General features: G+C 39.2%; 18 protein-coding genes. 12 read left to right on the top strand and 6 right to left on the bottom strand.

Annotation, left to right across the window (positions count from 1 at the left end; translation table 11 throughout):
• The first annotated feature begins 10 nt into the window (after window positions 1-10).
• The 7 genes from DIU38_RS01735 (at window position 11) to DIU38_RS01765 (ending at window position 7,125) form a co-directional block, all read left to right on the top strand.
• Window positions 11-646, top strand: a complete 636-nt coding sequence (locus tag DIU38_RS01735; protein ID WP_112652847.1) for a conjugal transfer protein TraD — start codon at window positions 11-13, stop codon at window positions 644-646.
• 201 nt (window positions 647-847) lie between these two features.
• On the top strand, window positions 848-1,939 hold the full coding sequence (locus tag DIU38_RS01740) for an AAA family ATPase (protein WP_026763225.1): 1,092 nt from the start codon (window positions 848-850) through the stop codon (window positions 1,937-1,939).
• 4 nt (window positions 1,940-1,943) lie between these two features.
• Window positions 1,944-4,283, top strand: coding sequence for a S8 family peptidase (locus tag DIU38_RS01745; protein WP_112652848.1), 2,340 nt, complete (start codon window positions 1,944-1,946; stop codon window positions 4,281-4,283).
• Between the two features lie 42 nt (window positions 4,284-4,325).
• Window positions 4,326-4,571 carry a DUF2188 domain-containing protein gene (locus DIU38_RS01750; RefSeq protein ID WP_037351561.1) on the top strand — a complete coding sequence of 82 codons (246 nt, stop codon included), beginning with the start codon at window positions 4,326-4,328 and terminating at the stop codon, window positions 4,569-4,571.
• A 317-nt stretch (window positions 4,572-4,888) separates the two neighbouring features.
• Entirely contained in the window at window positions 4,889-5,590 is a 702-nt protein-coding gene (locus tag DIU38_RS01755; RefSeq protein WP_026763228.1) for a multiubiquitin domain-containing protein, read from the top strand.
• Window positions 5,565-6,722 carry a ThiF family adenylyltransferase gene (locus DIU38_RS01760; RefSeq protein WP_112652849.1) on the top strand — a complete coding sequence of 386 codons (1,158 nt, stop codon included), beginning with the start codon at window positions 5,565-5,567 and terminating at the stop codon, window positions 6,720-6,722. The genes DIU38_RS01755 and DIU38_RS01760 overlap by 26 nt, the downstream gene beginning before the upstream one ends.
• Window positions 6,700-7,125 carry a DUF6527 family protein gene (locus DIU38_RS01765; protein WP_112652924.1) on the top strand — a complete coding sequence of 142 codons (426 nt, stop codon included), beginning with the start codon at window positions 6,700-6,702 and terminating at the stop codon, window positions 7,123-7,125. Before DIU38_RS01760 ends, DIU38_RS01765 begins: the two co-directional genes overlap by 23 nt.
• 81 nt (window positions 7,126-7,206) lie before the next feature.
• On the opposite strand, the gene DIU38_RS01770 is transcribed toward DIU38_RS01765, so the two are convergent.
• From DIU38_RS01770 to DIU38_RS01785, 4 genes are all read right to left on the bottom strand, one after another.
• A complete protein-coding gene (locus DIU38_RS01770) occupies window positions 7,207-8,349 on the bottom strand; it encodes a DUF3800 domain-containing protein (RefSeq protein ID WP_112652850.1) in 1,143 nt (380 codons plus the stop codon).
• 274 nt (window positions 8,350-8,623) lie between these two features.
• The gene (locus tag DIU38_RS01775; RefSeq protein WP_112652851.1) at window positions 8,624-9,535 is read right to left on the bottom strand and encodes an IS3 family transposase; all 912 of its coding nucleotides are present in this window, start codon (window positions 9,533-9,535) and stop codon (window positions 8,624-8,626) included.
• Complete coding sequence (locus DIU38_RS01780; protein WP_112652852.1) at window positions 9,532-9,951, bottom strand: hypothetical protein; 420 nt, start codon at window positions 9,949-9,951, stop codon at window positions 9,532-9,534. The genes DIU38_RS01775 and DIU38_RS01780 overlap by 4 nt, the downstream gene beginning before the upstream one ends.
• 377 nt (window positions 9,952-10,328) lie before the next feature.
• Window positions 10,329-11,579 carry a site-specific integrase gene (locus tag DIU38_RS01785; protein ID WP_112652853.1) on the bottom strand — a complete coding sequence of 417 codons (1,251 nt, stop codon included), beginning with the start codon at window positions 11,577-11,579 and terminating at the stop codon, window positions 10,329-10,331.
• A gap of 329 nt (window positions 11,580-11,908) precedes the next feature.
• On the opposite strand from DIU38_RS01785, the gene DIU38_RS01790 reads away from it, so the two are divergent.
• The 3 genes from DIU38_RS01790 to DIU38_RS01800 all read left to right on the top strand — a co-directional run bounded on the left by DIU38_RS01790 (window position 11,909) and on the right by DIU38_RS01800 (window position 18,066).
• Entirely contained in the window at window positions 11,909-12,913 is a 1,005-nt protein-coding gene (locus tag DIU38_RS01790) for a FecR family protein (protein WP_112652854.1), read from the top strand.
• Between the two features lie 269 nt (window positions 12,914-13,182).
• On the top strand, window positions 13,183-16,452 hold the full coding sequence (locus DIU38_RS01795; protein WP_167516058.1) for a SusC/RagA family TonB-linked outer membrane protein: 3,270 nt from the start codon (window positions 13,183-13,185) through the stop codon (window positions 16,450-16,452).
• Window positions 16,453-16,473: 21 nt separating this feature from the next.
• Window positions 16,474-18,066: a RagB/SusD family nutrient uptake outer membrane protein gene (locus DIU38_RS01800; RefSeq protein ID WP_112652856.1), complete on the top strand. Its 1,593-nt coding sequence runs from the start codon at window positions 16,474-16,476 to the stop codon at window positions 18,064-18,066.
• 77 nt (window positions 18,067-18,143) lie between these two features.
• Here the strand turns inward: DIU38_RS01800 and DIU38_RS01805 are convergent, their stop codons facing one another.
• On the bottom strand, window positions 18,144-19,031 hold the full coding sequence (locus DIU38_RS01805; protein ID WP_112652857.1) for an AraC family transcriptional regulator: 888 nt from the start codon (window positions 19,029-19,031) through the stop codon (window positions 18,144-18,146).
• 127 nt (window positions 19,032-19,158) lie between these two features.
• On the opposite strand from DIU38_RS01805, the gene ppsA reads away from it, so the two are divergent.
• Both ppsA and fbp read left to right on the top strand, forming a co-directional pair.
• Window positions 19,159-21,612 carry a phosphoenolpyruvate synthase gene (ppsA, locus tag DIU38_RS01810; protein ID WP_112652858.1) on the top strand — a complete coding sequence of 818 codons (2,454 nt, stop codon included), beginning with the start codon at window positions 19,159-19,161 and terminating at the stop codon, window positions 21,610-21,612.
• 76 nt (window positions 21,613-21,688) lie between these two features.
• Window positions 21,689-22,735, top strand: a complete 1,047-nt coding sequence (gene fbp, locus DIU38_RS01815; protein WP_112652859.1) for a class 1 fructose-bisphosphatase — start codon at window positions 21,689-21,691, stop codon at window positions 22,733-22,735.
• Between the two features lie 205 nt (window positions 22,736-22,940).
• Here the strand turns inward: fbp and katG are convergent, their stop codons facing one another.
• Window positions 22,941-25,217 carry a catalase/peroxidase HPI gene (gene katG, locus DIU38_RS01820; protein ID WP_112652860.1) on the bottom strand — a complete coding sequence of 759 codons (2,277 nt, stop codon included), beginning with the start codon at window positions 25,215-25,217 and terminating at the stop codon, window positions 22,941-22,943.
• Between the last annotated feature and the right edge of the window lie 330 nt (window positions 25,218-25,547).

Here is a 25,547-nt window from a genome sequence, read left to right on the forward strand (position 1 = left end):
ATAGCTGATTATGGAAATAGTAATTGTGATTTGTCTGCTAATCGTTATTGTGCTGCTTTTGCAGGATAAGATTGTCATATATAAAAGGTCGGAGCAGAAGCCCATGCAGGAAAAGGTTAACCCGAACCTCCCCGATATTATGGGACAGCCCAAGTCAATAAAGAGCCACTTAGTGCCAAAAACTGCCAATGAAAGCCAAATAACGGAACCGGAGATGAACCCTGATAATTTAGACATCGAATACGACGAAAACGAAAACGTCAGCATTCAAATTCCGCAGGAAGAACTGGACGAAGTTTTCAGCAATATGCCAAATTTGGACGATGAGGAAGAAGAATGGAACAGGTACGGAATATCCGGTGACGATAACGGTTTTGCCCAAGGGGTTACCTACGACGAACTGAGCTCCGTAGGGACATTGGTCCAAAAAGAAAATTTGGACCAATCCCAAAAGGAAACAGCGGTAGCAATAGTTCAGAAATTACAGGGAACCGAATTATTCAGCTTACTGGAAAGTTCTATTGAGGGTGCTTCCCGAAAAATTGCCGAGCTTTTGGATAGCACACTTTCATCTGAAAGCTACGACGGTTCTTCCACCTTGCGGAAAAGGGATTTGAGTGATTTTGACATTGGGGAGTTTGTGTGAGCGAACTCCCTTATTTTATTTGAAATTATTTCAAGTTTTAATATGATGTAAAAAGGTTATTTCTTGTCTTTTAATAACGATTGTAAGTATAAAAATGACATAGTTTGTAATTTTTGAAACGATTTATTTGATTTTTATAACGATTTTATTGCTTTGTATTCTATTTTTGTGTACGTTTGTAGCACGTAAACTATAAAAGAAATGTACACGGAGATAATTAAGATAATTGAAGGGGGTTTAAAAAAAGAGCCGGCTAAAGTAATTCAATACGCTAAAAAGCTTATGGAGAAGCTAACTGAGGAGGGAAATCTTCAATTGGCTAAGGGTATAAAAAACATATTGGAGAATAAAGGAACTACTACATTGGCTATGGAGCAATTGATCACTTCGGCACCTGTTGATTCTGAAACAAGGATGAGCATTGTAGATATATTCAATCCTGCTACGGTAAAATTAGATATTGTTCTCCCTGAAACTATTGATAGAAATGTAGCAGATTTCATAAAAATCATAAATAATAAGGATAAGATCAAATCTCACGGACTGCCATTGCAATGTACTTTATTGCTTTATGGTATTCCGGGTGTAGGAAAGACAACTATTGCTAAATATGTTGCTGCACAAACGGGTTTACCTTTAGTTACAGCCAGACTTGATGCATTAATATCCTCTCTATTGGGAAATACTTCAAAAAATATTAGAAAAGTATTTGAATTTGCTGATAGTAAGCCATGTATATTGTTTTTAGACGAATTTGATGCAATTGCTAAGGCACGTGACGATCAACATGAAATGGGAGAACTAAAAAGGGTTATAAATAGCCTGTTGCAAAACATTGATGAATTTTCGCAGAATAATGTTTTAATAGCAGCGACCAATCATCCTGAATTATTGGATAAAGCCATCTGGAGAAGATTCAATAGCGTGATTGAGGTAACTCAACCAAGTGTTGAAAATATATCCAAAATTATAAGTCTTTATGCAGGAGAATTTGGAAAGGATTTAATCATCGACAAGAAGAAGACTGATAAACTTGTTCAACTTCTTTCACAAAAAACGCCGTCAGATATCAGGACGATTATAAATAATGCTCTCACACATGCAATTGTCCAAGAAAGAACCGCATTAACTTTAGAGGACTTGTTGATAGAGATTTTTCAATTTGAAAAACATGGCAGCTACACAACTGATGAATTAGTAAAATATTTGAATGACAACGGCATTCCTCAAATGCAAATTGCCGAATTATTGAGTGTATCCATTCGTCAGATTAGAAACAATTTAAAAGATTAGTGTTATGGGAAAGAACTTGCCAATAAAGCTATTTAAAAAAAGAGATAATGATAAAGCTTTAAATAATCTTCCAGCCGGTTTTGACAACCAAGGTGCAAAGTTTCGTTTGGAAGGTGATGAACTAACCGAAAGAGTAAACTATTTCAAAGGATATTTTGGACAGTTAAAATCCAAGGTAGCTCAAAAAGCCGCCAGTGATAATTATTTGCCAACTGTAATCAGATTAAAAGTAAATGAAGATGCCCTTGCCAAAACACACAGGAGTTCCATTGGAAAAATTTTCAATAAAGGTAAGAAGGTTAATATTATAGGTATGGTTGGTGATGATGAATTACTAGTTAAAATTGATGGACCTGAAGATATCGTTGATATAGAGAAAAAAATACAGGATGTGGATAAAAACATTGTTGGTATTTCCGCTATAGAAGCGGCTGAAGACTTTGCTCCTACAATTGATCTTGAAGAGTCTGAAGAAAATGATTTAAAGATTAAGCTAATAAACTATGGAGATTATAAGCTTAATGAAATAGCAGAAAGGAGCTTTGAAAATCTTTGTGAAAAACTCAACATTGAGTATCAAAAATTGCAATACTCCAAGGATCTTATACTTTATAGAGTAAGATCAGTTAAGCCGCAATCTTTGATAAATTTTAATGAAAGTGAAAGTATTTTCTCTATTAGCAAGGTGCCTATTATTTCTTTGACCAAAAGCGGCCTTATAGAAGAAGATATAATTGAAGTTAAACTACCAGAAGAGGGCATTGATTATTTTAAAGTAGGAGTTTTTGATGAAGGCATAAGTGATATTGACCATTTAAAACCATGGAAAGAAGGAACCTTTGTTGCTTTTGGATCTGATGAATTTGATAAATCGCATGGTACATTTGTCGCTGGAATAATTAATTATGGAGATATATTAGAAAACAAAGACTGGACAGGTACAAAGCCGTTTAAAATTACAGAGGCAGTAATTTTTCCAAACGGTAATTTTGGTTACATAGATGAACCTATGATGGTGGAGTTTATGCGAGAAGCGGTTAAAAAGCATCCTGATGTAAAGGTATGGAATTTCTCAATTGGTAATGAAACTGCAATTGAAGACAATAAATATTCAGACTTTGCGAAGTATTTGGATGATTTACAATCTGAATATAATATTTTGATTGTAAAAGCTGCGGGCAATTGTTCCAATTTTTTAAAAGCGGCTCCTCGTGGGAGAATCACAGAGGCATCTGAGAGTGTAAAAACTTTGGTAGTAGGATCTATTACTCATGATAAAAGAGAACACGATCTTTCCCCCCTCAACCATCCATCTCCTTTTTCAATGGTAGGCCCCGGCTGTTCAGATGTAATAAAACCAGACTTAGTCCATTACGGAGGAAATGTCGGATTCTTAAATGGCAAATTAGATATAAATGGCGTACGTTCTTTCGCAGAGAACGGGAAAGTATGCAAGGCAGTGGGGACAAGCTATAGTGCTCCAAGGGTTACTGCTCTTGCTGCTGAACTTGCCGGCTCTATAAAAGATGAGTTTAACCCGGATTTTATTAAAGCACTATTGATACACTCCGCAAAGCATCCAGAGGAATTTGATGAAAATTTCTTTGATCGCATCAATCAGATAGGATTTGGGTTGCCATCAAGAGTAAATGATATTCTGTTTAACGATCTAGATGAGGTAACTTTAATTCTAATGGATTCTGTGGACAAGGGGTCTAACATTAAGATAATGGATTTTCCGTTTCCCAAATGTTTAGTTGAAGACGGTCATTTTTATGGACAAGTGAAAATAACTTTGGTAACCTCGCCAGAAATAAATTCATATCATGGGGCAGAATATATTCAAAGTGACGTAGATGCATCTTTTGGTACTTATAATAAAAAGATAGAAGTTATAGATAGTAAAATAAAGAGAAACCCAATTGATATGGACGATGCTCAAAATCTTCTCGTTTCTTCAAGATATAGTAGCCGAAAGCAAAAAGCGGCATCTCCAACTTTTAAAACTGAACGCTTTCTGCATAGTTATAGCGTTGGTCACACAGAATTATTTTTACCAGTGAAAAAGTGGTGTATAGATCTTGAAGAGCTACAAGAAAGCCATAAGCGAACGTGTTTAGATATGGATAGACTTTGGTTTTTGCAACTTAAAGCTTCATATCGAAACAATTACGAATTACGAGTGAAAGATAGTAGAGATATTAGCCAGGAATTTGTCGCCATCATTACTATAAGAGATACAAGAAAAAAGGGAAAAGTATATAACGAAGTAACCCAGCTCCTGAATCAATACAATTTCCTACATGAGAATGTGAAGGTAGATGAACGTATAGTAGTTAGGTAAGTTCAATTGCTAGTAAATAAAAACAATATAAAAATTATAATTATGGCAAATTATCATGTAACACAGAAAAAAGGACAAGACGGGTGGAACGTCCAAAAGGAAGGCGGCAAGAAAGCATCAGCAATTGTCAGTACTCAAAAGCAAGCTGAACAACTTGCAAAACAATTTTCATCAAATAATGGCGGAGGAGAAGTTAGAATACATCGCCCGAATGGTGGACCTATTAGAGATAGCGATACTGTTAAACCCGGAAACGATCCGAAATCAATAACAGACACAAAATTTTAATGAAAAAAGGCAGGTAAGAAAATAAAAAACCAGGCGAAAATCACCTGGCTTGATTCCTTAAAGGAAACAAAAGCCCTTGCAAGGCTCTTGGTAGTAATGTTTTTGCACTTCAAAACTACTTCCTTTATTTGTAATAAACAAGCTTTTCGTGATTTTAACCTGCTGTCATTGTAATTCAGGCAGTAGGGCTTGGTATTAATAGTATAAAATTTCAATTGCATCAGGATTAAAACTATCGTAGGGCAAGCCCTTATTTATTGCTGAAATGATAGGCAATAAGCAATTATTTATTAGTTAATATCAAAATTTAATTTACGATGAAGTTAGATAATCATCAAGGGGATTTGCATTCCCATAGCCCAGAAATACCCCTAAAATTTGTAATAGAAGGCAAAGAATATGAGACTTTTGACCAATACAAAACAGGGGCAGAATTAAAACAACTTGCTGGGATACCTTTAGATACCGAGTTATTTTTATCAATTAGTAAACCTTATCAGGATGAGCTTATTGAAAATGAAAAGCAGGTAAATCTGGCTCGGCCAGAAACTGAATATTTCTTTGTAAAGAAAAAACTCCAGTTTTTCATTAACGACAAGCCTTTTACTTGGTATAAGCAATACATCAGAGGGGCTCAAATCAGAGAGCTGGGCAACATACCTGCGGAAGATGATATCTTCCTTGACATCAAGGAAGGCTGGCAAGACGATCAAATATTCGATGATGAAGTAGTTGATTTAGCTCGTCCGGGTAAAGAGAGATTCTTTTCTAAGCCAAGACCAACTGAAGTAACCATCATTGTGAATGCACGTCCGCACATATGGAAAGAAATAAACATTTCTTTTGAGCAATTGGTTGTTTTAGCCTTTGGATCATATGATAATAACCCAAACAAAGGTTATACAGTTACTTACAGTAGAGGTTGGGAACCTAAACCAGAAGGCACTATGGTTAAAGGTTCAGTTGTTCGTGTCAAAAATAAAATGATCTTCGATGTCACAGCAACTGATAAATCATAGTCCCGACCTTAAACGTCTAAGAGACGAAGGTTATGAGATCGAGGTACGTGGTGGATATTTACTTATCCACCATATACCCTTTGTTGATCAAAACAAAAATCTACAATACGGTATATTGGTAACTACATTACATGATATTCAAAACCATGTTATTTTTTTTATAGGAGATAATCCCTGTGAAATCGACGGCAACGTTATTACCGCTATTCAACATGGCAACAGTAATTCTGTATTAAACAATCAGATTACCGTAAATAGATCATTTTCTAATAAGCCTACTGGTGGATATCCTAACTATTACGAAAAGGTCAAGAGGTATGCAGATATCATTTCCGCTCCCGCCAAATATTTGTATCCGTTAGTTACGGAAAAGACTTTTAAGCTGATAGCAGACAGCTCTAATGAAACAGTATTCCAATACATTGATACTAATTCAAGCCGTGCTAACATAGAAGCTATTAATTCGAAATTGGAAAATCAGAAAATAGCAATTGTTGGTTTAGGAGGAACTGGAGCATATATTTTGGATATGGTGGCCAAAACACCGGTAAAGGAAATCCATCTTTTTGATGGGGATAGCTTTGACCAACACAATGCATTCCGTTCGCCTGGTGCTGCATCAATGAGTGACCTTGATGAAAATCCGAGAAAGGCTGCATATTATCAAAAGTTGTATTCTAACATGCACAAATACATTTATGTCCATGACTACTATGTGAAGAAAGAGAATCTATTAGAGTTAGATAAAATGGATTATGTATTTATATGTGTTGATAAAAATACTGTCAGGAAGATGGTAACAGATTATTTGGCTAGCGCAGGTATTCCGTTTTCTGATGTAGGTTTGGGTGTGAATGTCGTTGAGAACAAGCTTACGGGTGCTGTAAGAGTTACTTCTGCCACCCGTGACAAAAATGACCATTTACCTCTTCGTATTTTTTCAGAAGATTCCGATAATAATGAATATGCTACTAATATTCAAATTGCGGAATTGAATGCATTGAATGCAATTTTTGCTATCCTGAAATGGAAGAAGCTATCTGGAATTTATGTTGATTTGGAAAATGAGCATCACAGCTCATATGCTATTAGCACATCTAAAATTTTTAATGAAGATGTCGTTACAGTATAAGTTCGTTGAGTTCATTCCCGAAAAGGTTGAAGAAGGTATTTTATACGTCTCAATCGAATACTGCACTGCAATACATAAATGTGTATGTGGTTGTGGTAACGAAGTGGTAACTCCATTGTCTCCGACAGATTGGAGGTTGACATTTAATGGCAAATCAATTACGCTTTATCCGTCTATAGGGAATTGGAATTTTGAATGTCAGGCTCATTATTGGATAAGGAACAATAACGTTGAGTTTGCTGGTCATTGGACAGAAAAGGAAATCCGTCTAGGTAGAGAAAATGACTTAGAACGTAAGACGGAGTATTTTGACATGCCGGATATTCCAAAAGAAGAACCAGTTATTCAAGAAAGTCAAAAATCTACTATTTGGCAGAAAATCTCCAAATTTTTCCGATTGTAGAACTTTGATTTTTATTTCTATAAAGCCGAAGAATTACCTTCGGCTTTATTTATATATTGTCTTTGGGTTATCTAATACTAATTAAGGTTGTTTTCCTGCAATAATTTTGCATAGCTCCCCAAATTTCATTACCTCTTCATAACTATCTGTTGCGTGTAGAAAAGCAGGATTTTTATGGTCTGATTTATTAATAATATCAATAAATAACTTCATATTTTCTAATTGTAAGCCTGAGAAAGAGTCGATATCCGCTTTAATTTCTTCCATAGTATGCGTATTCCTGTATTGGGTATATTTACCCATGAAACCAATAAAAATATCACATAGTTGCGTCAATTGGCTGTCCTGAGAATCAACAAAAGAATAGTTTTTAAACTCTACTCCTTTATCTAGCATTCTATATTCGTTCAAAGCTTCTCGGATAGAATCCTCGTTGTCGAAAATATGAGTTGAATTCTTGAAGGTATAGATAGGTCTGAGATAAAAGTGTGTCAAATCTGCTAACAGTACGTGATCTTTTTCATCCATAACAAAAGCTAGCTCACCTTTCTTTTTAGACTCTTTCAATATCTGCCGTAAAGATTCCAACCCAAAATGAAATTCTTGTAACGGAAGATATTCTTCAAAAAGATTGCTCAATGCTTCTATGAAATCACCAATTTTCTCAGGTTTAACATTAGGATATTCGAAAGCATAAAAAAGTTGAACGACGGCATCTATTTCAAGACGACAGAGTTTGTACAGGTCATTCTTCATTTGATTGTTAAATCCAGGTCCTAATTGCATAGCTGCGTCAGAATTCATTATCGCAGAATCTACAATATCAACTACAGACCAGTACAAAATATTTATACTTGAATAATGGACATAAAGATCGCTTTCTTTTAAAAAGCGAAAGAAGAGGTTTAGCTTCTGGGATTTTAGACAATCAAGAAAATCTCCAAATGCGATATGTTTAAATTTTACTTCCTTGGCTGTCTTCTGTAATTTAAAACTATCTATCAATGGCTGTACATCCAATACTGCTCCTTCATGTAGAACTCCTCCCAAAACAAAATTAGCTGTAAACGTATAATTGAAATCATTTTCTCTTACATAGAATGTTTTGATATTATTGGTTTCATCGTAAAAGAATACGTATGGTGTTGCAAAATCTACCCTTGGGTTTAGCAATTGGGCAAATTGATTAGCAGCTTCAATTTCTGCTATTTCAAAATCAATCATAATGTTAGCGTATTAAAATAAATAGATGCCTAAGTTATAAAAATACCTTTTACAACCGCCACTCACCGCCAAACAATTCCACTGACTGCCACTTTGTTATAACGCCCTGATTTCTGAAACACCTTTGTCCCGAAAGCTCGCAAGGTGCGGGATAAACAGTAACAAATTAATGTGTTTCAATTATGGAAAAACAGAGAAAAAAAGTGTCACGTCCTAAAAAAAGTTTACACTTTTTATATTAATACTAAAATTCGTTTACAGTTCAAATATAATTCTAAAATATATTTACAACCTCCTTTTTTTTGTAATAATTTTTCCATTTACAATCTCCCTTTTTAAGTTCCTTTGAGTGAACTTTTTCTGGAGTTATATATCCAATGCTCATATGAGGTCTTTCATTGTTATAAATTCTAATTACAGCATCTAGTAATTCTTTTGCTTGACTATAGTTTTCAACCTCATAATTGTTTAAATATTCTTCTTTTAAAATTCCATTTACACGTTCTGCAATAGCATTTTCAAGAGGGTCACCATTCTCCGTCATGCTAATTTGTATATTATAATCCTGTAATAGGTTTACATATTTTTGGCTACAATACTGTACTCCTCTGTCTGAATGATGCGTTATGGGCAAATGGCTCTCTGCCCCTTCAAAGGCAGAGAGAGCCATTTGTAATGCTTTTACACGATGCTCTGCTTTCAGTGTTTGAGACAAACAATGTCCAACTATTTTCCTACTGTAAGCGTCTGTTACTAAATGAATATAAAGTACCTTATTTTTTGTTTTCCAATACGTTATATCACTCACAAACAATTCATTAGGTCTAGAAGCGGAAAATCCTTTTATTAGATTTGGATATTTTTTTAACCAATGATGAGATTGCGTTGTTTTTATTAACCTTTTTCTGCGTCTAATCAACAAATTATTTACAGATAATAAATTAAATAAGGCATCTCTTCCCATTTTGATTTGATGCTCATGCATAAAACATTCCAACATAACATAAAGCTTTCTAGTTCCTATTCTTGGGTTCTGTCTTCTTATTTTAAGAACTTCTGCTATAATCAATTCATGTTCTAATTCTGTGTCAATATTCCGCTCAAAATATTGGTAATATGCCTGTCTTGTTACACCAAACAATCGGCATATTTTGCTTAATCCTAAGTTAGGTTTACGCTCTTTCATTTTGAAGATGGTTTGGTATTGGACTTTTTTCTTATATTGATTTTTAGCTCTTTTTCAGCAACTTCAATCATCATTTCCAAAGCGGTAGCTCGTAATTCTGAATTAACCAATGCCTGTTCTAAGTGCTTGATTTTTTCTTTCATTTGAAGCTCTTCTATAGTTTGTTTGGAATCTCTTTTAGCCATAATATCAGTTTTATTTATAGCTAATTTACTGTATTTTGGTTCAATTTCATAGCCTAATTGACGCATCCATCGTAATATCTGACCGTGTTCCTCTTTCTCGCCTGTATATTTTTCCCAAATATCTCGCTTTTTGCATTTTGTTAATAGGTACTCTTCAACTATTTGTTGTCGCTCAGATAAAGTAAATTCACTAGGCCTTTTTAATCCTAAAATAATTTGTCGTTTGTTCATTCTTTTACACTTTTTTGTGTAAAGCTATTTTAGGACAAGACAATTCGTTTTTTTTATTGGTGTGTGTGTGCGGTGGCTGCCCGCTATAACTTAGCTGCCTTTTTACCGGTTGATTGTGGAAATTTTCTGTTCTAAATTTTTATGGCATTAATGACCAGGCTATGATAGCCTGCAATAGAAATTTGAAAAATGGAATAGCAGGGAGCGTTAGATAAAGGTTTCGTTTTTCAATTTTCTATTTCTGAAGTAGGTAATAAGCTCTTTTACAGCGTTGGATTGCATAGAGGAAAGTAAATGTGCTTTACCTACACAAAAAGCATAGGCATAAAAAAAGCAGAACCGTTAAGTTCTGCTCATTGTGATTAGATAAAAGCCGATTATATTGCCATCATAAACGCTTCTTCCATTGCTTTGAATTTAGGGGTAACTAAATCCATATCCTTACTGATTTTTTGGCTTGTGATTTTAGCATAAATCTGTGTGGTGGAAATGTTTTTATGCCCCATCATTTTGCTAAGGCTTTCAAGCGGTACGCCCTCGGTCAAAAACATTGTTCCGAAAGTATGCCTTGCCGTGTGAAAGGTTACTTTTTGCTCGGTAATAATTTCTGCCTTTTCAACCAATTTACCTATGTGAGTATTGCAGGTGGCGTTGGTCGGAACCGGAAAGATAAATTCATTCCTTGTCGTACCCTGATATTTCTCAATGATACGTTTAGGGATTTCCATTAACCGAACATTGGAAGCAATATCTGATTTCTTTCTCCTGCTGATAATCCACTGATGACCGTCAAAGAATGATTGAATGTTGTTTCTTGTCAATTTCTTAATATCCGCATAAGCAAGTCCGGTAAAGCAACTGAAAATAAACAAGTCTTTTACCAGTTCATACCGTGGGTGCGACGGAACGCACATCATCAGCTTTTCTACATCTTCTTTAAGGATATAACCCCGGTCGGTTTCTTCCATATTGATTTCATAATCCTGAAAAGGATTATCACGTATCAAGCCCTTTTTAATAGCCAGTTCCACAAGACTTAATACAGGCATCGTATAAACCCAAACCGTATTATGCGAAGATTGTAAATCGTACCGGAGGTAAAAATCAAACTCCCGGATAAAATCGGCAGTCAATTCACGAAAAGCCATATCATCACGATGATAGCGTTCTTTTATAAACGTGGTAAGATGATTGTAAACTGTGATATATTTGTTGTAGGTGCTTTGTGAGCGTTCTTCCTTTTCGACCAGTTTTTTAAAGTTCTCATTTTGGTCGTTGAAAACTTTAAGGATAGCATCATCCATTACCCCAACACCTAAAAACGATAGCTTTACTTTTTGGGCGGTCGCAAAGCCCTCGTGCTTCAGCATATCTTCATAAATCTTGTCGATACGCCCACGTATGTTATCCAGTTTTTTATTGATGCTTAATGCCTGCGCACTTTTGCCCTGAACTCTTCCGTGTTTTAAATCCCAATTATTGGGGTCAATTTCTAACTTTGTTCCGAAAGTTTTCGGGGTTCCGTCAATGGTAATACGTGCCATAATCGGGGCATTACCGTTCTTTTTCAGTTCGTTCTTTTTCAAATAGAAAAGCAGTTTGAACGTCGATTTTTTTGTCTGTTCCATAACTCAAATGTTTAATGTTTAAAATTAAATTACATTGAGTTACAAGGGAATGTAGAAAAGGGCGCAAAAGACTGAAATATAATCAGTTAAGCCATATCATTACCTTTGTCAATCGGTAACGAATTAGTAACCTAACCTTGTCAATTTAAGCCCCAAACCTATCAGACACCGACTTCCGAACTAAGACTACTCTTTTTATAAAGCCTTGTATAGCAAAGGTTTTAACCGTTTTGCTTATTTTTGCTTTTTACTAATCTTTTTTTTTTAAAATAATTACAAACCCATCCCCCTGTTTTAAAGCTCTCGGCGTATTTATATAAAAATAGCTTGTGGAAACTATAGTCAAACGCTTAGAAAGGCTTTATAATACCGAGAATTTAACTCCTGAGGACAGGCGCTGGCTTGCCGAATACCTGCAAGGAGATGTTTCAGAATTATACCTTGTAGCGCTTGAAGGTTTCAGTAAGGATGCACTGGAAAAGAAGATCTCTCTGAGTGGAGAGGCATCTGATCAGATACTTAACAATATCCATCAGCGTATAATTAAGCCTCCGCCCAGAAAGGTGTTTCCTCTTTGGCGTTTGCTGGTAAAGCTGGCCGTTGCCGCCTCTGTAACCGCTATTTTTAGTGCCGGCTATATTTTCAGAAAACAGTTGGACAACTGGTTGAACCCTGTTACTTACCAGGAAACGGTAGCACTGAATGGCGAAATTAAACTGATCACCTTGCCCGATGGTACGAGCATTTGCCTTAATGCCGGCAGTAGTTTAAAGTACCCGGATAAGTTTAAAGATAAAACGAGAGAGGTTATACTTACAGGCGAGGCTTTCTTTAAAGTAGCGCACGATAGCAGCAAACCGTTTGTTATTCACTCGGGTAAAATTAAAACCACTGTTTTAGGTACCAGCTTTAATGTTAAAGCTTATACCGAAGATAAATCGGTTAAGATCACCGTGGTAAGCGGAAAAGTAGGAATTGTTCCAACGGCCTCAAAACATCCGGCTGTATTACTCACAGCGAATATGCAAATGGTATATAATAAAACCAGCCAAAAACTGATTACCGAAAAAATTGAAGATGCTTCGTCTGTGATCAGTTGGCAGCAGGGCAAGCTGCAATACCATAACACCCCTTTATTTGATGTTTTGGCCGATGTGCAGCGAAAATATAATGTAACAATCAGGGCCGACAAAAATTTACTGAACTGTACGCTATACGCCGATTTTAACAATATGCCGTTAGAAAAAGTATTGAAGCTGACGGAAGCCCTTATAAATGCCCATTTTAAAAAGGCAGGCGATGCTTATACGTTAAAGGGCAAAGGCTGTAATTAATGTACCCGATATACCAATTATAAAAACAAATAAATGTTTGACAACCTAAAAAAATGAAATTGCTATGAGTTAAAACAAGGAAAAAGAAAATGATCCTCCAAAATGGCCGGGCCAGTTTTGGAGGAATAAAATGTAAAGATTTTTTAATGGACCATGCACAGGGCCTCTCACAACCGCAGCACGTTCCAGCTTGACCTATAACACTTTAATATAGCAAAAATATGAAAATAAACATACCCGAAAGAGTATTTCGAGCCATAACATATGTTATGAAAATTAATGCGATCATTTTATTAGTAGTCTGTTCCCTGTCAACCATTGCCATGGCTGATAACTCATACGGACAAAGCGTGCTGGAAAAGCCAGTTACCGTTAAATTAAAAAATACCCCTCTTGCTGATGCACTGGAGCGGATTTCGGCCAGTACCGGCGTACGGATCATGTACACCGGGAATAACATTGAAAGCGATGTTAAAGTAACCCTTACAGCTCATAATGAAAAGCTGCAGGCTGTTTTGAAAAAAGTTTTATTGGATAACCAGTTTACCTATACCGAAGTTGAAGGAAGTTTGCTGGTTAAACCCGCGCCAAAGCCACCGGTAGAGAAGAAGATCGAGCTCCCGCCGCCAGTTATTGTTACCGGATCTGTTGTTGATGATAAAGGGCAGCCCTTAATAGGTGTTTCTGTTAAAATAGAAGGCCTTGCAACGGGTGCGGTAACCGATATAGATGGTAAATTCAGGGTGCAGGTTGCCAACGAAAAAGCTGTGCTGGTGTTTTCTTACATAGGCTTTGAAACTCAAAAAATAGCCGTAGGTAAACAAACGTCAATAAAAGTTATTTTGCTGCCATCGGCTAATTCATTATCTACTGTTGTGGTAGTGGGCTATGGTACTACCAGCAAAAAGGAACTAACGAGCGCCATCGCAACAGTAAAGGCCGAACAGTTTAACGCCGGTGTAGTAGCAACCCCTGCCGACTTATTGGAAGGTAAGGTAGCAGGCTTAAACATCACTAACGACGGTAACCCTAACGGTAAGGCTTCTGTAACATTGCGTGGCCCGTCGTCATTAAGAGCGGGGGCTGCATCTGTACCTTTTTATGTAATTGATGGTGTGCCGGGGGCGGATTTTAATTTGCTGGCACCATCTGATATTGCTTCTATTGATGTGCTGAAAGATGCTTCGGCAGCAGCAATTTATGGCAGCAGGGCTACTAATGGTGTAATCATCGTTACCACTAAAAAAGCTAAGGCCGGTCAGTTAAGATTGACTTATAACGGATACGGATCATTTGAAAAGGTATCTAACCAGTTTAAGGTTGCCAGTGCCGACCAGTTAAGGGCTTATGTAAAAGCTAACGGACAAAGTTTTACGCCCGCAAATGATAACGGCGGCAATACCGACTGGCAAAAAGCCGTTGAGCGCAGTACCGGATTCTCTCAAAACCATAACCTCTCTTTCGGCGGCGGTACCGATAAGACTACCTATAACGGAAGCATCAACTACCTGCAAAATCAGGGTATTGTTAAAAGCAGCGACATGAAGCGCGTTATTGGCAGGCTTAATATCACCCAAAAAGCGTTGAATGATAAACTAAAACTGGACTTTTCATTAAGCAATTCGGTGACCAATGCTAATTTGTTAGTTAATGATATCCCGCTGTCATCTGCAAACGGACAAAGCCCCGGCTTGTTTAAATCAATAGTTCAATATTTACCAACACGCACTATTTACAATCCTGATGGTACTTTTTACAACGATCCTACTTTAAAATTAGGTTATAACCCGGTAGGGCTTATCACCAACGATAGCTACAAACAAAAAGTTAACTTATTGCTGGGGAATGTACGCGGCGAGTTGATATTGCCTGCAGGCCTGCTTTACAATTTTAACTTAGCTTACCAGGAAACAAATACCGATAATAATACCTATTACAACTCGGCATCAGAACTTGCACCGGGCCTTAATGGTAAAGCTATCCGTTCAACTTATGAGGATAACAAAAAGCTGTTTGAAAACTATTTGAGCTACGCTCATAAATGGAATGATAAACACGATTTCAAAGCTTTATTTGGTTATTCGATAGATCAAACAACAACCGGTAATGGTTTCCAGTCAACCAATCAAGGTTTTATTTCGGATGCTACAGGTTCAGATAATCTTAGTTTAGGTACACCTACCGGGAACTACCGCGTTGATTATGGTAACGTTAACGTAGAAACTTTACGTTTAATATCTTTTTACTCTCGTCTTAATTATAGCTACGCGGGTAAATATCTTTTGCAGGCATCTTTACGCCGTGACGGTTCAAACGCCTTTGGTACCAATAAGCGTTGGGGCTATTTCCCTGCTGCTTCGGCCGCGTGGCGAATCATTGATGAGGGCTTTATGAAATCTCAAACTCTGTTTGACGATTTAAAATTGCGGGTTGGTTATGGTAAAACAGGTAATTCATTAGGTTTTTCTCCTTATACGCCTCTTACTCTTTATGGCACTACAGGTAGCTTCTATTACAATAACGCTTATATTGGTGCAATTGGTGTAATACAAAACCCTAACCCCGATTTGAAGTGGGAGAGTACAGCTACGCTGAACGGCGGTGTTGATTTCTCCTTATTTAAAGGGCGTTTGGGCGGCTCGGTTGATATCTATAATAAAAAAACAACCGATATGATCACCTCGGTACCAGTGTCGCTTATTAACAACTTTGTTAATACAAAAGTTGAAAACGTAGGCAGTATGACCAATAAAGGCGTGGAGATTGCACTTAACGGAACGCCGGTAAAAACAAAAGATTTTACCTGGAGCAGCTACGGAAATATTTCATTTAATAAAAATAAGATCACCGCATTAGCACCAAACCTTTCAAAAATCTATGCAGGTGATCCTGAAGGTCCCGGACAAAGCGGTATACAGGTATCTATTATCGAGGCCGGTTATCCGCTCGGCGAGTTTTACACTTTGAGATACCTTGGACGTACCAATGGCGTATCTACTTTCATGGGTGCAAATGGTCAGCCAACAACAACCCCTCAAAGTACCGATCAAACTTATGCCGGTAATGCGCAGCCAACCTATACTTTTGGTTTTGGTAATGATCTTACTTATAAAAACTTTAGCCTTAATTTCTTTTTTAGGGGACAAGGCGGCAACAAAATTATGAATGCCTCGTTAGCCAGCTTTAACCAGCCTACCCAGGCTTCGGCGCATGGCGTGCCAACATTAACCCTAAGTGAACCTGGTAATGATGTTAACGCAAATTTATATTCAACACGTTATCTCGAAAGCGGTGCCTTTATCAGGTTAAGCAATGCTACGCTATCATACAAAATAAATGTTCCGGGCAATTATGTGCATGGTATCCGGTTGTATGTTACCGGTACCAATTTATTTATCATCACCAAATACAAAGGCGTGGATCCTGAATTGAACCTGAATATTAATAACCAGTCGAGCGGCCAGTTTATCGGGGTAGACAGCAATAATTTCTATCCAAAAACAAGGAGCTTCCTTGCCGGTGTACAAGTTGATTTATAATAGATTTTTAACCTAACAGACATGAATAATTTAAAAAGATATATAAAACCTGGCCTTATTGCCACGTTTATTGGAGCAATTTACCTTTCGGGTTGTACAAAGCTGGATATAACGCCTAAGTCGGCACTAACACCAGCTAATTTCCCTACCACACCTGCGCAATACGTTGCTGCCACAGGGCCTATTTATACCGCGTTTCGCGGTGCGCCCGGCAGGCAATACTGGCTGTTACAAAACTTAAGTACCGACGAATGTGTTTTGGTTGCACGCGGTGGTAACTGGCTCGACGGCGGTACCTATTCAACCGTAAACCTGCATACCGTTACGCCCGACAATGGCATGATCGAGACCTGCTGGTCTGGCGGGTACAGTACTATAAGTTTATGCAACCAGGTGCTGTCGCTATTAGCACCTACGCCAGAAAGCGATTCAAAAAAACAAACCATTGCCGAAATTAAAACCATGCGCGCCCTGTCATATTTTTACCTGATGGACCTGTTTGGTAATGTGCCTATCAGCAAAACTTTTGGCGATACTACCAACCTGGGTACCCAGCCAAGGGCTGCAGTATTTGCATTTATTGAAAGTGAATTGCTTGCGCAGATTCCTGATCTGAGCGGTACAGCCGGAGTAGCAACCTACGGCAGGCCAACCAAAGGTTTAGCTTATGCCATACTTGCCAAAATGTATTTGAATGCGCAATATTATATTGGCACAGCGAGGTACCAGGACGCCGTTACCATGTGCGATAACGTGATAAAAAGCGGCCAGTATGGTTTAGATGCAGATTATTTAGGCATGTTTAAACCTAATAACGGCCCGGGTGTTAAAGACTTTATTTTTGCCATACCTTATGACGGCATTTTGGCACAGGGACAGTACTACGCCCGCTGGACACTGAACCCGAACCTGAAAAATAAATATAAAATGCCGTACACGCCGGATGGACCTGTGTACACCTACAAGGAGTATTATGCCCTGTTTAATGATGCAAATGATATTCGCAAAAAGCAATTTTTAGTTGGCAAGCAGTACAACAATGATGGCTCTCCAATATTAATCACAACAACTAATATCGGACTGGATGCAAGCTACTCGGGCCCTAACCCAAATGCTACTGTTGTACACCAGTTAGAATTTACACCAGATATCGTATGGAAAAACCCGGCAACTTTTGACATCGGTAATGACGAGCTTGCTAACGAAGAAGGTTACAGGAACAATAAATTTTATCCTGATAGCTTAAGTAACGATCGTAACCAGGGCAACGATGTGCCTATGTTCAGGTATGCCGATATTTTGCTTGAAAAAGCCGAGGCTATTTTACGCGGCGCATCAGCAACCAATGGCGATTCGCCTTTATCATTGGTTAACCAGGTGAGGGCGCGTGCAAAAGCTTCGCCTTTAACTTCGGTAACACTGTCTGATATATTAGATGAGCGCGGCCGCGAGTTCTCGATGGAAACGTGGCGTCGTAATGACCTGATCCGTTTTGGCCAGTTTGAAAAGCCTTGGGGCATAAAAACTGATGCTAATCCTAATAAACGAATTTTCCCGATCCCAAGACCGGAAATGCAGTTGAACCCGAAACTGGTACAAAATCCGGGTTATTAATTTAGTTCTATTATTTATTTAACAAACGCAGGCCCTAAAAAGCCTGCATTTGTTTTTTTAGAAGGACTTTAAAGATCTTAAAACTCCCTGAATTTTCTCCGGTATTCCATTGGCGTGCTCCCGGTAGCTAATTTAAAATACCTGTTAAAATTTGAAAGATTGTTAAACCCCGAATCGCGGCTGATTGAATTTATATTTTCATTGGTCTCCCTGATCAGTTTACACGAGTTTTCTATTCTTACCGTCAGTAAAAAATCAAAATAGGTTTGGCCGGTACGCAATTTAAAATAATGGCAAAATGCTTTCGGTACCATGTGTATGATGTTTGCTATTTCCTTAAGCTTAATGTCTTTGTAAAAATTGTCCATGGTATACAGATAAATCTTCGTTAGCCGCACTTCATCTATCCTGTTAAAGATCTTCTTCTCCGTTTCACCGGCAAGGTTTGAGACCCGTTCCCCCTCGGCAATTTTATTTAACAGTTGAAGCAATAACGGAAGCTGTTCATACCTGGCCGAATTTTCTATTCGGTGGATAAAGTCGACCGCAACAGCTTTAGAATTTTCATTGATCAGTAATCCATTCTTGGCGCCATTTAAAAGATTGTTTATCAGGTTGTTTTCTGGCAGCGTCATGAAAGTACTTCCCAATTTATTGGGATCAAAATGAAGGGTAAGCAACTGTAGCGGTTTGGGTATTTTACCGCTTTTCATGGAGTAATCATAGTAGCGGTTAGTTTCAAACTTAAACATATGGGGCACGTTGCAGCCTATGATGATCATGGTATCCCCTGAAATTCTTTTTGAAGTATTTCCTATCGAAAAAGTGCCTTCACCACTTATAATATAAATAAGTTCGAGCTCGGGATGGTTATGGAAGTTATTGATAGCATGGTAGGTTTTTGCTTCGGCTATTGTAAAAGCTGAATTGTCGACTTTCAGGACCTGCTCGAAGAAATCTTTCATTTTATACTATAGTGATATAAAAAGTTAAAAATAGACAATATGTTATGAATATAGTATTACTTGTTGTGAATATTTAAGCATTGGGCAGTTTGTTAAGCGGCTAACTTCGTTTTATAAAATTTAAGCCATGAAGGAAAAGAAGTTTACTATGAAACTTATTGAAGCTTCGATAAGTGACATTGAGTTAGTAGGAGGTAAAAATGCATCGCTTGGAGAAATGATGCAGAACATCTCTCAATTTGGAATTGATATTCCTGACGGGTTTATCATAACAAGTAAGGCCTATTACCAGTTCATTGCAGATAATCAGCTTGACAAAATGATCAGGGATATCCTTGAGGATAAAGACCTGTCAAACTTGCAGGTTCTGTTATCCTGTGGCAGTAAAATACGAAAGCTTATACAAAACGGCCGGTTTTCTGTTGTTATGCAGAATGAGATCCTCGAAGCTTATAAGGATCTGCTGATCCAATATGCAGATAACGCAGCCGACGTTGCAGTCCGCTCATCGGCTACTGCTGAAGACCTGCCCGATGCATCATTTGCAGGCCAGCAAGACACTTATTTAAATATCAGGGGAGAAGAAAACCTATTAACAGCGATAAAGAATTGTTTTGCCTCATTATTTACCGATAGGGCAATCAGCTACCGGGAATCATTTAATTATGATCATTTCAATGTCGGCCTATCTGTTTGCGTTCAAAAAATGGTACGCTCTGATATGGGCGTTTCGGGGGTTGCGTTTTCGTTAGATACAGAAAGTGGTTTCAAAGATGTCGTAATCATTAACGGATCGTACGGCTTAGGCGAAATGCTGGTACAGGGATCGGTTAATCCCGACGAATTTATCGTTTATAAGCCGCTGCTTAAAAGCGGTTTCAGGCCCATCCTTGAAAAGAAATTAGGCAAAAAACATAAAAAGATGATTTACGGCAATTCCGGAGAAGAGGCTGTAAGAGTCGTTGATACTCCTGTTGATAAAAGCTCAAGATTTTGCCTGTCGGATGATCAGATTATCCAATTGAGTAACTGGGTAATGATTATTGAGGCCTATTACACTAAATTGAAGGGTAAATGGTGCCCGATGGACATTGAATGGGCTGTTGACGGAATCACCGGCCGGCTGTTTATAGTGCAGGCAAGGCCCGAAACTATCCACTCCCGCAAGCAGGTAAACCTGCTTACCGAATTTCGTATTAATGACCCGGACAGAGCGGACAGGATCTTGCTGAAAGGTATTGCTGTTGGCGATAAAATAGCGACAGGCAAAGTGCATAATCTCACCGGTATCGGGAAGCAAAATATCCACGAAATCAACTTTTTACCCGGCGATATCATGGTAACCGACATGACCGACCCTGACTGGGAACCGGTAATGAAAAAAGCATCAGCTATCATCACCAATAAAGGAGGGCGAACTTGCCATGCTGCCATTGTTGCCCGGGAGTTAGGCGTTCCGGCTATAGTTGGCTGCGAATGCGCGACTATCATCCTGAAAACCGGTGATGAAATAACCGCTTCATGTGCAGAGGGAGATGCCGGAATTATTTACAGCGGCATAGTAGCGTTTACTAAGCGGGAACATGATCTTAATGACCTGCCTGAAATTGAAACCCCGCTGATGATGAATATCGGATCGCCTGAAATAGCATTTAATTATGCGCATTATCCAGGAAAGGGTGTAGGCCTTGCCAGGGAGGAATTTATTATCAATAATTATATAAAAATTCACCCGTTGGCCCTGCTCGAACACCGAAACCTTAATGATGCTTCGTTGACCGCACATATTGAGGAGGTTATGCTGGGTTATGAGAGTGAAGAAGCTTATTTTATTGAAAAGTTATCCTACGGAATAGCCAAGATAGCCGCTGCATTTTATCCCAATAAAGTAATTGTACGTTTCTCGGATTTTAAAACCAATGAATACTATAATATGCCCGGCGGCAAGTATTTCGAACCGAATGAGGAAAATCCAATGATCGGTTGGAGGGGAGCGTCCAGGTATTATTCAAAAGTATATAAAGATGCTTTTGGGATGGAATGTAAAGCTATTAAGAAGGTACGCGAAATGATGGGCCTTGATAATGTGGTGGTGATGATCCCTTTTTGCCGCACAGTGAATGAACTTTCATTAGTATACGAAACCATGAACGAGTATGGCCTGAAACGCGGGGAAAACGGGCTTGAAGTTTACCTGATGGCCGAAGTTCCGTCGAACGTGATCCTGGCCGAACAATTTGCCGATCATGTAGATGGTTTTTCAATTGGCTCTAACGACCTAACCCAGCTTGTACTGGGGCTCGACCGTGATTCGTCTTTAGTGGCGGGCTTATACAACGAGCGTAATGATGCGGTAAAGTTCATGATCTCATCGTTAATAAAAACTGCAAAGAAAAAAGGCGTGAAAGTGGGAATCTGCGGGCAGGGGCCATCCGATTATCCTGATTTTGCCCAGTTCCTGGTAGAAGAAGGGATTGACAGCATCTCCGTTACTCCCGACTCATTTTTTAAAACCGTAATGGCTATCAGCAAAATAGAGGATGAGATTGAAGCGGCAAAACGGCTCTGCCTATCTGCCTGATACGAACGATTTATTAACTAATGCTAAAGCCGCTACTCAATCCGGGTAGCGGTACTAATATTAAAATTTTATTTATATGAAAGCGGTAAAAACTTTAGGCCAATTTATCATCGAAAACCAAGCAGAATTTCCATACGCCAAAGGCGAACTATCCAGGTTGCTGAGAGATATAGGCATTGCGGCAAAGGTTGTTAACAGGGAGGTTAACCGGGCAGGATTGGCTGATCTGACCCTCGATAACGGTTCGGTAAACGTACAGGGAGAAAGCCAGAAAAGGCTGGATGTTTTTGCCAATGAACAGTTTATTTCGGCCTTACAGCAGGGGGGCGAATGTTGTGTAGTAGTATCCGAAGAAAGTGATGAATATATTGATATCGACAGTGAGATCTCAAAAAATGCTAAATATATTGTAGCGATAGATCCCCTGGATGGCTCTTCTAACATCGATGTAAATGTAAGCGTAGGCTCTATTTTTTCCATCTACCGCCGGAAAACAACAGACGGGCGGGCGTCGATTAAGGACGTTTTGCAAAGGGGCTCGGAGCAGGTGGCAGCGGGGTATGTGATTTATGGTTCGTCAACCATGTTGGTTTACACTACAGGGAAAGGGGTGAATGGTTTCACCTTAGACCCCTCACTCGGTGAGTTTTGCCTCTCGCATCCCAAAATGCAAATCCCTGATGATGGCGTCATCTATTCTATAAACGAAGGCTATTATTCTCATTTCCCTGATGGTGTGAAAAAGTATATCAAATATTGCCAGGTTGAAGATGTTTCAACAAACAGGCCGTTTAAAGCAAGATATATCGGATCGATGGTGGCCGACCTGCATCGAAATATGATAAAAGGCGGGATTTTTATTTACCCGGCCAACGCAAGCGATCCGAAGGGGAAACTGCGTTTAATTTATGAATGTAACCCCATGGCGTTCATTATTGAACAGGCCGGAGGCAAAGCCAGTAACGGATACGAAAGTATTTTGGACCTGGAAGTTACAGAACTTCATCAGCGTTCGGGGATCTTCATCGGCTCAAAAAATATGGTGAACAAAGCCGAAGAAATGATGAAGCGCTTTTCGCCAATTACAACCAATGTTGACTATAGTTATATGGAGTTAATATAATGAAGCTAAAAGCAGAAAGCACAACGCTAAAAGCTATAAATTAATTTAAAGACAACTCCGGGGAGTGGGGGCGCGATTTACATTCACCCGGATTGCTAATTAAAAAACTGTAGCTATTATTTTACATGTTAAACACGTAAAGTAATAGCTCACAGTTGTATTTATAAACCAACGCTATACTTGTTTTGCAGCGCTGGCTTTAATATTAAGCCAGATCAAACCTGTCGAGGTTCATTACCTTGGTCCAGGCAGCTACAAAATCTTTAACAAATTTGTCTTGTCCGTCGGCGCTTCCGTACACTTCGGCAATAGCTCTTAGTTCGGCATTGGAGCCAAACACAAGGTCTGCGCGGGTTGCTGTCCATTTTATTGCACCGGTAGCACGGTCGCTGCCTTCGTAAAGTTCTCTATCGGCAGCTGTGGCTTTCCATGCAGTGCCCATATCAAGCAGGTTTATAAAAAAATCGTTGCTAAGCACACCTTCGCTCGCGGTGAATACGCCGTGTTTCGATCCGTCAAAATTAATGTTCAATACACGCAGACCACCTAACAACACGGTTAACTCAGGAGCGGTCAGGGTGAGTAGGTGCGCTTTATCAATCAGCAATTCTTCGGTAGAAACAGGATGTTTTGTTTTACGATAATTGCGGAATCCATCGGCTGCCGGTTCAAGGTAACCGAATGACTCTACATCAGTTTCCTCCTGCGAAGCATCGGTACGGCCCGGAGTGAACGGAACGGTGATATGATGACCCCCATCTTTCGCTGCTTTTTCAACGGCAGCACTTCCTGCCAGCGCAATCAGATCGGCCAGTGAAACTTTTTTGCCATCGGTTTGAGCACCGTTAAACTCTTTTTGGATGCCTTCAAGTACGCTCAATACTTTTTGCAACTGGGTTGGGTTGTTTACCTGCCAGTACCTTTGCGGGGCCAGGCGAATGCGGCCACCGTTTATACCACCGCGCTTATCAGTACCGCGGAAGGTAGAAGCAGCAGCCCATGTTGTTGAAACCAACTCAGATACGCTTAAGCCTGATGCCAGTATCTTTCCCTTTAAAGCAACAACGTCGCTTTCAACTATCGGCGCATAATCAGCAGCCGGGATAGGGTCTTGCCAAAGCAATACCTCTTCAGGCACATCGGCACCAAGGTAACGTGCTCTTGGCCCCATATCGCGGTGTGTTAATTTATACCATGCGCGTGCAAAAGCATCCGCAAACTGATCAGGGTTTTCCAGGAATCGCCTTGATATCTTTTCATATGCAGGATCAAACCTTAAAGAAAGATCGGTGGTGAGCATGGTTGGTAAATGCTTTTTCGAAGCATCATAAGCATCGGGGATGATAGCTTCGGCGTTTTTAGCTACCCATTGGTGCGCGCCGGCCGGACTTTTGGTTAATTCCCATTCAAAGCCAAACAGGTTTTCGAAAAAGTTATTGCTCCATTTGGTAGGGGTTGTGGTCCAGGTTACTTCCAGGCCGCTGGTAATAGTATCGGCACCTTTGCCTGAGCCATAACCGTTATGCCAGCCAAAGCCCTGTGCTCCAATGTCAGAAGCTTCGGGCTCTTTCCCTACATTATCTGCAGATGCAGCACCGTGGGTTTTGCCAAAAGTGTGGCCGCCTGCAATTAACGCAACGGTTTCTTCATCATTCATCGCCATACGGCCGAAGGTATCCCGGATATCTTTAGCTGCCATGATAGGATCAGGATTGCCATCGGGGCCTTCAGGGTTTACATAAATCAGGCCCATTTGCACGGCTGCAAGCGGTTTTTCGAGGTTTCGTGTATGAATATCGCCATCGGCATCATCGTCTGATACCAGTACACCATGACCTTCCTGCACACCCGGCGAACCATGTGCATACCGCACATCACCGCCCAGCCAGGTGGTTTCCGACCCCCAGTATACAGATTCATCTGCTTCCCAGGCATCTTCACGGCCACCGGCAAAGCCAAAAGTTTTAAACCCCATTGATTCAAGCGCTATATTTCCGGCAAGGATCATAAGATCGGCCCACGAAATTTTGCGGCCATATTTTTGCTTAATAGGCCAAAGCAGCCTGCGGGCTTTATCAAGGCTCACATTATCGGGCCAGCTGTTGAGCGGGGCAAAACGTTGTAAACCTGCTCCGGCACCTCCGCGGCCATCACCTACGCGATAGGTGCCGGCACTGTGCCAGGCCATGCGGATAAACAAGCCGCCATAATGGCCAAAATCTGCCGGCCACCAATCCTGCGAATCGGTCATAAGCGCGTGTAGGTCTTTTTTTACAGCTTCAAGGTCAAGGCTTTTAAAGGCTTCAGCATAATTGAAATCTTCATCCATAGGGTTTGATAATGAAGAGTTCTGCCGAAGGATATTAAGCTTTAACTGATTAGGCCACCAATTTTGGTTGCGTGTACCGCCGCCGCCAACGTTGTGCTTCATTGTACCGTTGTGAAACGGGCATTTACTGATGTCATTTGATCCGTTTTCCATAATTATAGTTATAAATTGAATAGACTGCTTAAACCGTCGTTGGGTATTAAGTTTTATAAAAGTAGGATGTTAATAGCAACAATCACAATCAATTAATTCTATAAGCGGATAGCTAAAAGCTATAACATAGTTAATGATGGCCGGGCTTAAAAAATGGTAAAAAGATGTGGTTATATCCGCCAAATTGCATGTGCCGGTAACTGTAACTTATAATCTTTATATTAATTAATAGGTAAAAACACCTTTTTTACATCCTTCTTAATCTTTTTATTAACGAAATGTTTAGTTTTGTAGCAACCCTAAACTTATCAGTATTGAAAAAATATCCCA

Source organism: Mucilaginibacter metallidurans, assembly GCF_003286435.2.
Taxonomy (GTDB): domain Bacteria; phylum Bacteroidota; class Bacteroidia; order Sphingobacteriales; family Sphingobacteriaceae; genus Mucilaginibacter; species Mucilaginibacter gossypii.

Coding starts and splice junctions, on each gene's coding strand:
- DIU38_RS01735 (WP_112652847.1), top strand. CDS start 11: ATGGAAATAGTAATTGTGATTTGTCTGCTAATCGTTATTGTGCTGCTT.
- DIU38_RS01740 (WP_026763225.1), top strand. CDS start 848: ATGTACACGGAGATAATTAAGATAATTGAAGGGGGTTTAAAAAAAGAG.
- DIU38_RS01745 (WP_112652848.1), top strand. CDS start 1,944: ATGGGAAAGAACTTGCCAATAAAGCTATTTAAAAAAAGAGATAATGAT.
- DIU38_RS01750 (WP_037351561.1), top strand. CDS start 4,326: ATGGCAAATTATCATGTAACACAGAAAAAAGGACAAGACGGGTGGAAC.
- DIU38_RS01755 (WP_026763228.1), top strand. CDS start 4,889: ATGAAGTTAGATAATCATCAAGGGGATTTGCATTCCCATAGCCCAGAA.
- DIU38_RS01760 (WP_112652849.1), top strand. CDS start 5,565: ATGTCACAGCAACTGATAAATCATAGTCCCGACCTTAAACGTCTAAGA.
- DIU38_RS01765 (WP_112652924.1), top strand. CDS start 6,700: ATGAAGATGTCGTTACAGTATAAGTTCGTTGAGTTCATTCCCGAAAAG.
- DIU38_RS01770 (WP_112652850.1), bottom strand. CDS start 8,349: ATGATTGATTTTGAAATAGCAGAAATTGAAGCTGCTAATCAATTTGCC.
- DIU38_RS01775 (WP_112652851.1), bottom strand. CDS start 9,535: ATGAAAGAGCGTAAACCTAACTTAGGATTAAGCAAAATATGCCGATTG.
- DIU38_RS01780 (WP_112652852.1), bottom strand. CDS start 9,951: ATGAACAAACGACAAATTATTTTAGGATTAAAAAGGCCTAGTGAATTT.
- DIU38_RS01785 (WP_112652853.1), bottom strand. CDS start 11,579: ATGGAACAGACAAAAAAATCGACGTTCAAACTGCTTTTCTATTTGAAA.
- DIU38_RS01795 (WP_167516058.1), top strand. CDS start 13,183: ATGAAAATTAATGCGATCATTTTATTAGTAGTCTGTTCCCTGTCAACC.
- DIU38_RS01800 (WP_112652856.1), top strand. CDS start 16,474: ATGAATAATTTAAAAAGATATATAAAACCTGGCCTTATTGCCACGTTT.
- DIU38_RS01805 (WP_112652857.1), bottom strand. CDS start 19,031: ATGAAAGATTTCTTCGAGCAGGTCCTGAAAGTCGACAATTCAGCTTTT.
- ppsA (WP_112652858.1), top strand. CDS start 19,159: ATGAAGGAAAAGAAGTTTACTATGAAACTTATTGAAGCTTCGATAAGT.
- fbp (WP_112652859.1), top strand. CDS start 21,689: ATGAAAGCGGTAAAAACTTTAGGCCAATTTATCATCGAAAACCAAGCA.
- katG (WP_112652860.1), bottom strand. CDS start 25,217: ATGGAAAACGGATCAAATGACATCAGTAAATGCCCGTTTCACAACGGT.